Genomic DNA, 7,477 nt, shown 5'->3' with positions numbered 1-7,477 from the left:
GGGATGAAAGGGGGGCTATGTTGTTGTTTTTGTGGGAACCGCCTCCAGATCACGAAGGGTCATGTATAGCTCGTCCTGATCGAACCCTTTGGCCACCAGCGGGACACCGATATTGTAAAGATCGATTGCTCCCTCAGGTGTGGCATGGAGTTACCTGAGGTGATCCATGATGGCGGCTTTGGTCTCGTCGTGGCGGCTCAAGAAAGAGTGTCGAGCTTGTGCCGTTGGAGGAGGTCTCGGGCGTGCATCAACCATGCCATTTCAGCCGCGTCGTCAAGCGTCATCCCGTCCAAAACTAAGCCTTCCTGATCAACAGGTCGGCCTAGGAACACGTCCTCGACGGCCCACATTCCCGCGAACTGGGAGCTTGCCCTGACGACGTACCGACGGTGTGCCCTTTGCTCTTCCATTAGACCACGCTAACATCACCCAGAATATTTGGTGGGAATTTGAGCGACCCATCAGATACATAGCACGCGCGGCGACCTCCCGGTACCCCTCGATCTGCCACGGGTAAAAATGTAAAAATAACGCGGGCTTTACTGGCGGCTGAAGGCGCCGTCCCCGGTTGTGGCCATCCGCAAACCCCCTTAATTTTCTGGCAGGCCGAGACTAGCTAGGTCGGCAACCTCGCGTTCAAGGATGGCGGGATCGCTGTAGAAGAAGAGTTCGCGCCATTTGGCCTGTGTTAATCCGGGGTCGAACGCGAGGCCCTTCTTCAGCTGCTCTGCCGCCTCTTCCGTTCGCCCGAGCCGATTGAGAACAATTGCCTGCATCAGCGGACTGAAGAAATCCGTCTGGTCTACTCTCAGTGCGGCAAGCGATTCCTCGAGTCTACCTTCGACCGCCAAGGCCCACCCTCTGTAGAAGGCAAGCTCCTGCGATGTCTGGGGGTTCGACGCCTGCCGCGCCTCTGACCGGTCGATCCACTCCAATGCCTGCGCGGGCTTTCCTCCCGCGATTAAGACCTGGCTGAGAGCGCCAAGCATCTGGGCGTCGTAAGGCGAAAGGCGGATCGCGTCGTCCGCCTCAACAACTGCGTCTGCGAACCTCCGTTCCGTCACTCTGACGAAAGCCGACAGATAATGGCCCGACCGCAGCTCCATCGGCGAAAGCGTCGGCTGGGCCATCGCCTCCTTTGCGAGACTGGCGGCCTGGCGAAAGTCGGACGTCGGGTTGTCAGTCCAGCCGTTCCAACCGCGAATGAAATAGGCAAGACCAAGCTTGATCCTGAGGAGGGCGGAATCCGGGAATTTCGAGAGCCCGTCGGTCAATATCTGACGAGCCTGTTCCGTCGCTTCGGGACTGAGCCGCGCCAGCAGATCATTGCCGCGAAGATAGTAGTCGTACTCCTCGAGATCGGTGTTGTCCTTCCCCCATACCTGCCGATACTGCGCCTTCTTCAAGGTACCACCGTCGCCCGCGAGGGCGGCGACGATCTTTTCCGTTACCTCGTCCTGGATTTCCCACGGATCGGTGCCGGCGCGGTCGAAACGCTCGGCCCAGACATTCTCGCCAGTCCTGGCATCGACGAGCTGGGCCACGATGCGCAGCCGGTCGGCATCCTTTCGGATGCTCCCTTCAAGGACATGTGTGACGCCCAGTTCCGAGCCGATCTTACGCACATCAGTCGGCTCGCCCTTGAAGGGGAATGACGAGTTGCGGCCCAACACTTTCAGGTCAGGAACCCGCGACAGCATGGCGATGATGTCCTCGGCCACGCCATCACCGAAATAGGCAAGCGCCGGGTTGCCGCTCGTGTCGCTGAACGGGAGAACGGCGACCGATGGAAGGGCCGCGACGATGCTCGGCTCCGAATTCGGCCGCAGGAACGAGTACCAGCCGCCTGCTGCCAGGACGACCGCGACCAGCGCCGTGGCCCACCTGAGTCGTGAGGAATATTGGCGCAGGCGCAACCGCCAGGACCGCCCGCCGCCATTTATCCGGACGCGATAGGTGCGGACGGGCCGGGCGATATTCTTCACCTGTTGATCGCCCGCAGAATCGAGCGGCAGCGTGAACTTGCCCTGCAAATGATCATAGGCAGTGCCAGAGATCAGTACGCCCCCAGGCTCGCAGAGCTGCTCGAGGCGGGCGGCGATATTGACGCCGTCTCCCAGTAGATCACCGCTTTCGACGACTACATCGCCGAGATTGATGCCGATGCGGAAGATGATGCATTTCTGGGGCGAAACATCCGCCTGCCGTGCGGCAACCGCGTTCTGCATGGCGACCGCGCACGTAACCGCATCGACGACGGAGGCGAACTCGGCGAGAACACCATCTCCCAACAGCTTTACCAAGCGGCCCTTGTGTTCCGTCAGGAGTGGCTCAATGACCTCGCGGTGAATATCCTTCAATGCGCCGAGGGTGCCGACTTCGTCCTGCCCGACAAGACGAGAATAGCCGACGACGTCTGCTATCAGGATCGCCGCAAGCCGCCGTGCTCCCTCAACCAGAGCAAGGCGCTTGACGAAACTGCGATCTGGCAAGTGCGCAGAGGCTCTGCAGCATCCTAACACCATCAGGTTGCAGTGGCGAGTTTCGTTGGGGCGCGCGACGATACCGGAGGAGCGTCGCGCCAAAGCAATTCCGAGCTATGGCGCGATCATCCAGATCAGGGTCAGGGGTCTTGTCAAAGCGGAATTGGGTAGCAACTGCTTTGGTGGCAGTTGCGACCCAATTCCGGGCAATTGCTGATTGTGTCGCCATCCGGGGAGTAGATGCACTCGCCATGCGGATGCGCGATGGCTGGATCCCGGATCAAGTCCGGGATGACGGGAAGGGAGCTGTTGCCCGACCGGCCCCTCTTGCCGTTCGTCGGTCCCATTGGCTCCCGTCGCGTTTACGGCGCGAAGGAGTCTTTCTCGCTTGAGACTTGCTGGTGACGACGGGCGTGATTACGAGCGCGACGAAAACAGCGAGGCAAAGGTGGATGTCGGTTTGTTCGGCATGCTGGTGACCACAACCAGCTGACGGATCTGGCCGCGTTTGAAGGCGGCGAGGAACCGCTTGTAGTCCTTGAAGGATACGCAGCCGTTGGAGTCGCCGCGGGCGCCGAGCATATAGGTATGCGCGAGCAGGCCAACACGGTTGTAGATTGCGCCTGCGCCACCGACCGGATGCAGACGGATGGCTTCCACTCCATGGAACAGGCTCTCGCGCATAGCCAGGTTATAGGTATGAGGCGGGGTCGGTCCGCGGTTCTTCGCATGAACATAGCGCGGGTTGTCGCGCATCTTCCCGAGGCCGGAATGGGCCTCCAGCCGTTCGCCATTCGGAAGATAGACGATATTCGCCGAAATATCATAGACAGCGACACCGTTGCGGGCGACAGGAGCGGAAAGCCCCTTCTTCAGTGTCGGCATTGCGTCGTCGTCTTCGTCGGACGCGCCGGCATCCGGGCGCGCATAAGCCAGCACCGGCTCCGCCGGGGCTTTGCGATCGCCGGGCGGCGTGGCCAGCTTGCCCAAGCCGTTGGGTCGGGCCATCGGCAAAGGAATAGCAGTGTCCTTGTCGCTCAGCACGAGATCGAATGGAGCCTTGTCCGCGCCATCGATTGTCGGCGCAAGGCTTGCAATTTCGAGAGGACCTTGCTTGGCGACAGGTGGGCGCTGTGCGTTCTCGTCAGCGGACGGTGCGGCTCCGAGCGCCAAAAGTGCAGGGCCCTGAGCGGCTGCAACTGCTTCCTTTGACGGAATGATGATGCGATCGACCGAGGCCGCGACAAGGGGTCGCGGCGTGACGGTGTCGTCCTTGACGGGTTTGGCTGGTGCCGCTGACGCGAGGACCGCTGCCTGTTGCTTGGCAGGCGTACCCTCGGAGACTGTGAGGGGCGCTGATTGACCGATGAATGCTGCAGCCAGCGCGGCGGACGGAGCAGCCACTCGAACACCGCGCGCGAGCGCTTGCTCGCTTTCCGTGCTCATGCGTAACCGCGAAAATTTCGCGACGCGGACGAGGCGCTGCGCCGGTTGGACGGCGGTGGTCGATTTTGGCGCAAGTGCAAGGCCGGCCAGCGGGCCAGCGCTTGGATGCGGCGCCGGGGCAACGACCTGCATGGTGGCAACTGTGGCGACGATCCAGGCAGAAGCGGCAAAACCCGCCCCGATAAGAGCTGCACCTGAGAGAAAGCGGAAGGGGAAACCGAAGCGAGAAATGGAATTACCTATGGGCCTGATACTGCTATACACGTCGACCGCGAACGCCATGACACTCGTCTTTCGGAACTCGTTACTAGGCCGGCGGTACTCGCCGGGGCCGGTATAGGAGCATCAGGGCCAAATTACGGCTCGCTAATGTTTCCGGCTGGCTCTCAGAATGACGAATTATGGTAACCAATTCCTTTACGCCGCGGCTCCGGCGGCTGGAAATTCAGTTAACGGCCTTCTGGCGCGCTGCCAGGCCTGGCTTTGTCAGCAACTTCTCCTTTGTCATGACGTGCCGACCGGGACAGTTTCTGCTATGAATTTCACCCGTCGCGTAGCCACGCGTTGGGAGGAAAAACCATGTCTTCAGCACATGAAGTGGCTCATGAGGAAATCTCGCCGGCCTTGCTGGTCGATGCGATGTTTGCATTCCGGAAAACGGCAGCGATCAAGGCGGCCATCGAATTCGATCTTTTCACCAAGTTTGACGGAGCGAGCCGCACAGCCAAGGAGCTTGCGACGGCGACGGCCTGCGCCGAGCGCGGAACGCGCATTCTTTGCGACTTTCTGGTGGTCTCCGGATTCTTGACGAAGAACGGCGACGGCTACTCACTGACGCAGTCGAGCCAGCTTTTTCTCGACAGGCGTTCCCCGGCCTATATGGGGGCGGCAATCGACTTCCTGGCTTCGCCACAAATGATGGCGTTGTTTCTCGACAACCCGACTGCGTATGTTCGCAACGGTGGCTCCGTGGGTCTGGCCAATGTGGCGCCGGACAATCCGATATGGGTCAAGTTTGCGCGGGCCATGGGCGCCTTTACCGGCGCGAGTGCAAGCGCCCTGGCATCCGATGTGGCGACCTGGCCAAAACCGCCGACCAAGGTGTTGGATGTTGCTGCCGGCCCGGGCGCGTTCGGCATCGAGATTGCGAAGGTGGCGCCATCTGCAGGTGTCGTTGCCATCGACTGGAAACCGGTTCTCGCGGTGACCGAGGAGAATGCGAAGAAGGCGGGAGTGGCTGCGCGCTTCACGTTCGAGCCCGGCAGTGCTTTCGAAGTCGATTGGGGCAGTGGCTATGACCTCATCCTGCTGCCGAACTTTCTCCACCACTTCGATGTCGATGGTTGTGTCGCCCTTTTGAAGAAGGCGCGTGCCAGTTTGGCGCCTGCGGGCCGTGTGGCTATCGTAGAGTTCGTTCCGAACGAGGACCGTGTTTCGCCTGAATTCCCGGCCGCTTTCGCGATGGTCATGCTGGCTACGACACCGAAGGGCGATGCCTACACGGAGCGGGAGTTGGCTGATATGGCGAAATCAGCCGGTTTTCGCGACGTCGTTTCGAAGCCGCTGCCACCATCACCAGCCAGTCTGATCTTCCTGGAGTGAGGAAAGGGGCGCTCAGGCTCGCTCCATCACATAGCTTCCCGGTGCCTCTTCGATGGCATTCAGCGCCGCGCCACCCGGCTTGCGGGCGGGCACGCGCTTGCCATCCTTCGCCTCGATCCAAGCCTGCCAGTGCGGCCACCACGAACCGGCATTCTCGGCCGCTTCCGTGAGCCATGTCTCGTAGTCGCCTTTTACGGTCCCGCCGGTCCAGTACTGGTATTTCTTCTTGTCTGGCGGGTTGACGACACCAGCGATATGGCCGGACCCCGCCAGCACGAAATCGACCTTGCCACCGAAGAACTGGCTGCCGAGGAAGACCGATCTTGCCGGAGCGATATGGTCCTCGCGAGTGGCGAGGTTGTAGATCGGAATCTTGACGTCCTTCAAGGACAGCTTGTGGCCGTCGAGGATCATCTCGTTCGCGGTCAGCGCGTTGCGGAGGTAGCAATTGCGCAGGTAGAAGGCGTGGTTCGCCGCCGCCATGCGGGTAGAATCGGCGTTCCAGAAGAGCAGGTCGAAGGGCATGGGGTCCTGGCCCTTCAGGTAGTTGTTGACGAAATAGGGCCAGATCAGTTCCGAGGCGCGCAGCATGTTGAAGGCGGTCGCCATTTTCGAGCCGTCGAGATAGCCGATCTCCTCCATATGCGCTTCCAGCCGTCCCAACTGTTCCTCGTCGACGAACACCTTGAGGTCACCGGCGTGGGTGAAGTCCACCTGTGTCGTGAAGAGGGTGGCGGTCTTGATCCGCTTGTTCTTCTCCTTGGCGTGCAATGCCAACGTGGCGGCAAGCAGCGTGCCGCCGACACAGTAGCCAACGGCATTGGCTTCCTTTTCACCCGTGGCCTTCTCGATCGTATCGAGGGCGAAGTCGATGCCTTCGCGCGCGTAGGCGGCCCAATCCTTTCGCGCATGGCGCGCGTCCGGGTTCACCCAGGAAATCACGAAAACGGTCTGTCCCTGGTCGACGCACCATTTGATGAATGATTTCTGTGGGTTGAGATCGAGGATGTAGAACTTGTTGATCCACGGCGGGCAGATGAGGAGAGGGCGCTTCAAGACCGTCTCGGTCGTCGGCTCGTATTGGATGATCTGGCAGATCTCGTTCTGGGCGATCACCTTGCCAGCAGTGAGCGCCATGTCGCGCCCAACGGCGAATTTGGTCATGTCGGTCTGGCGCAGCTTCAGGTCGCCGTGGCCGGCGGCGATGTCCTCGGCGAGCATCTTCATGCCGCGCACGAGATTTTCGCCGCTGGTCGCGATCGTTTCGCGGTAGAGCTGCGGGTTGGTGGCCACGAAGTTGGTCGGCGAGAGTGCGGCCGTGATCTGCTTCACATAGAAGCCGGCCTTGTGCTTGGTATGCTCGTCCAACCCCTCTGTATCGGCCACCATTTTCTCCGCCCAGTTGGCGGTGATCAGGTAAACCTGCTTCAGGAATTCGAAGAACGGGTTCTTCTGCCAGTCTTCATCGGCAAACCGCCTGTCCTTGTTTTCAGGTTCCGATGCCGGTGTTTCGCCCTGCATGCGTTGCATCGAGCGCATCCAGATGCCGAAGTAGCTACTCATCAGCTGCGTCTGCGCTTCGAAGGTGCGGCGCGGATCGGAGATCCAGTACTCCGTGACCTTGGAGAGAGTCTTGACCATGTCGGTCACCGGCTCTGCTGCATTTTCCGCGATCTCGCCACGTTCGCGCGGCGCAAGCCAGGCCGTAGCCGCCTTGCCGAGATTCTCGAGGGCGCGGGCGAAATTGATCGCCATCGCCTCGGGATCTTTCAACAGGTAGGGATCCAGGTCCTTTGCATCGAAGCCCGGGCTCTTTGCCTTGTCGCTGTTTTCCTGCTTGCTGTCGGTCACTCGTCTCCTCCGGCGGCAGCATGTTCCTGCAAATCGAGTTGTACATCTGGAAAGATCGATAAAACAAGTTCCGCTGACGCCCGCTCGTGCTATTG

The 7,477-nt window shown here is 60.5% G+C and carries 4 protein-coding genes; 1 reads left to right on the top strand and 3 read right to left on the bottom strand.

All coding sequences use genetic code 11. The features are described 5' to 3' along the window. Positions 1-590: 590 nt before the first annotated feature. Positions 591-2,492: an adenylate/guanylate cyclase domain-containing protein gene (locus JNB88_RS28340; RefSeq protein WP_220358361.1), complete on the bottom strand. Its 1,902-nt coding sequence runs from the start codon at positions 2,490-2,492 to the stop codon at positions 591-593. A gap of 408 nt (positions 2,493-2,900) precedes the next feature. Further along, on the bottom strand, positions 2,901-4,211 hold the full coding sequence (locus JNB88_RS28335) for a DUF2778 domain-containing protein (RefSeq protein ID WP_220358360.1): 1,311 nt from the start codon (positions 4,209-4,211) through the stop codon (positions 2,901-2,903). A gap of 297 nt (positions 4,212-4,508) precedes the next feature. On the opposite strand from JNB88_RS28335, the gene JNB88_RS28330 reads away from it, so the two are divergent. Beyond that, on the top strand, positions 4,509-5,531 hold the full coding sequence (locus JNB88_RS28330) for a methyltransferase (protein WP_220358359.1): 1,023 nt from the start codon (positions 4,509-4,511) through the stop codon (positions 5,529-5,531). A gap of 12 nt (positions 5,532-5,543) precedes the next feature. On the opposite strand, the gene phaC is transcribed toward JNB88_RS28330, so the two are convergent. After that, a complete protein-coding gene (gene phaC, locus JNB88_RS28325; protein ID WP_220358358.1) occupies positions 5,544-7,382 on the bottom strand; it encodes a class I poly(R)-hydroxyalkanoic acid synthase in 1,839 nt (612 codons plus the stop codon). Positions 7,383-7,477 lie beyond the last annotated feature (95 nt).

Origin of the sequence: Rhizobium cauense, assembly GCF_019511525.1 — a bacterium.
GTDB classification, from domain to species: Bacteria; Pseudomonadota; Alphaproteobacteria; order Rhizobiales; family Rhizobiaceae; genus Rhizobium; species Rhizobium cauense.
This window is presented reverse-complemented; position numbering and strand designations above follow the sequence as displayed.

What these genes read in the sequence shown, in the direction of transcription:
- JNB88_RS28335 (WP_220358360.1), bottom strand. Translation starts at nt 4,211, where the DNA reads ATGGCGTTCGCGGTCGACGTGTATAGCAGTATCAGGCCCATAGGTAAT.
- JNB88_RS28330 (WP_220358359.1), top strand. Translation starts at nt 4,509, where the DNA reads ATGTCTTCAGCACATGAAGTGGCTCATGAGGAAATCTCGCCGGCCTTG.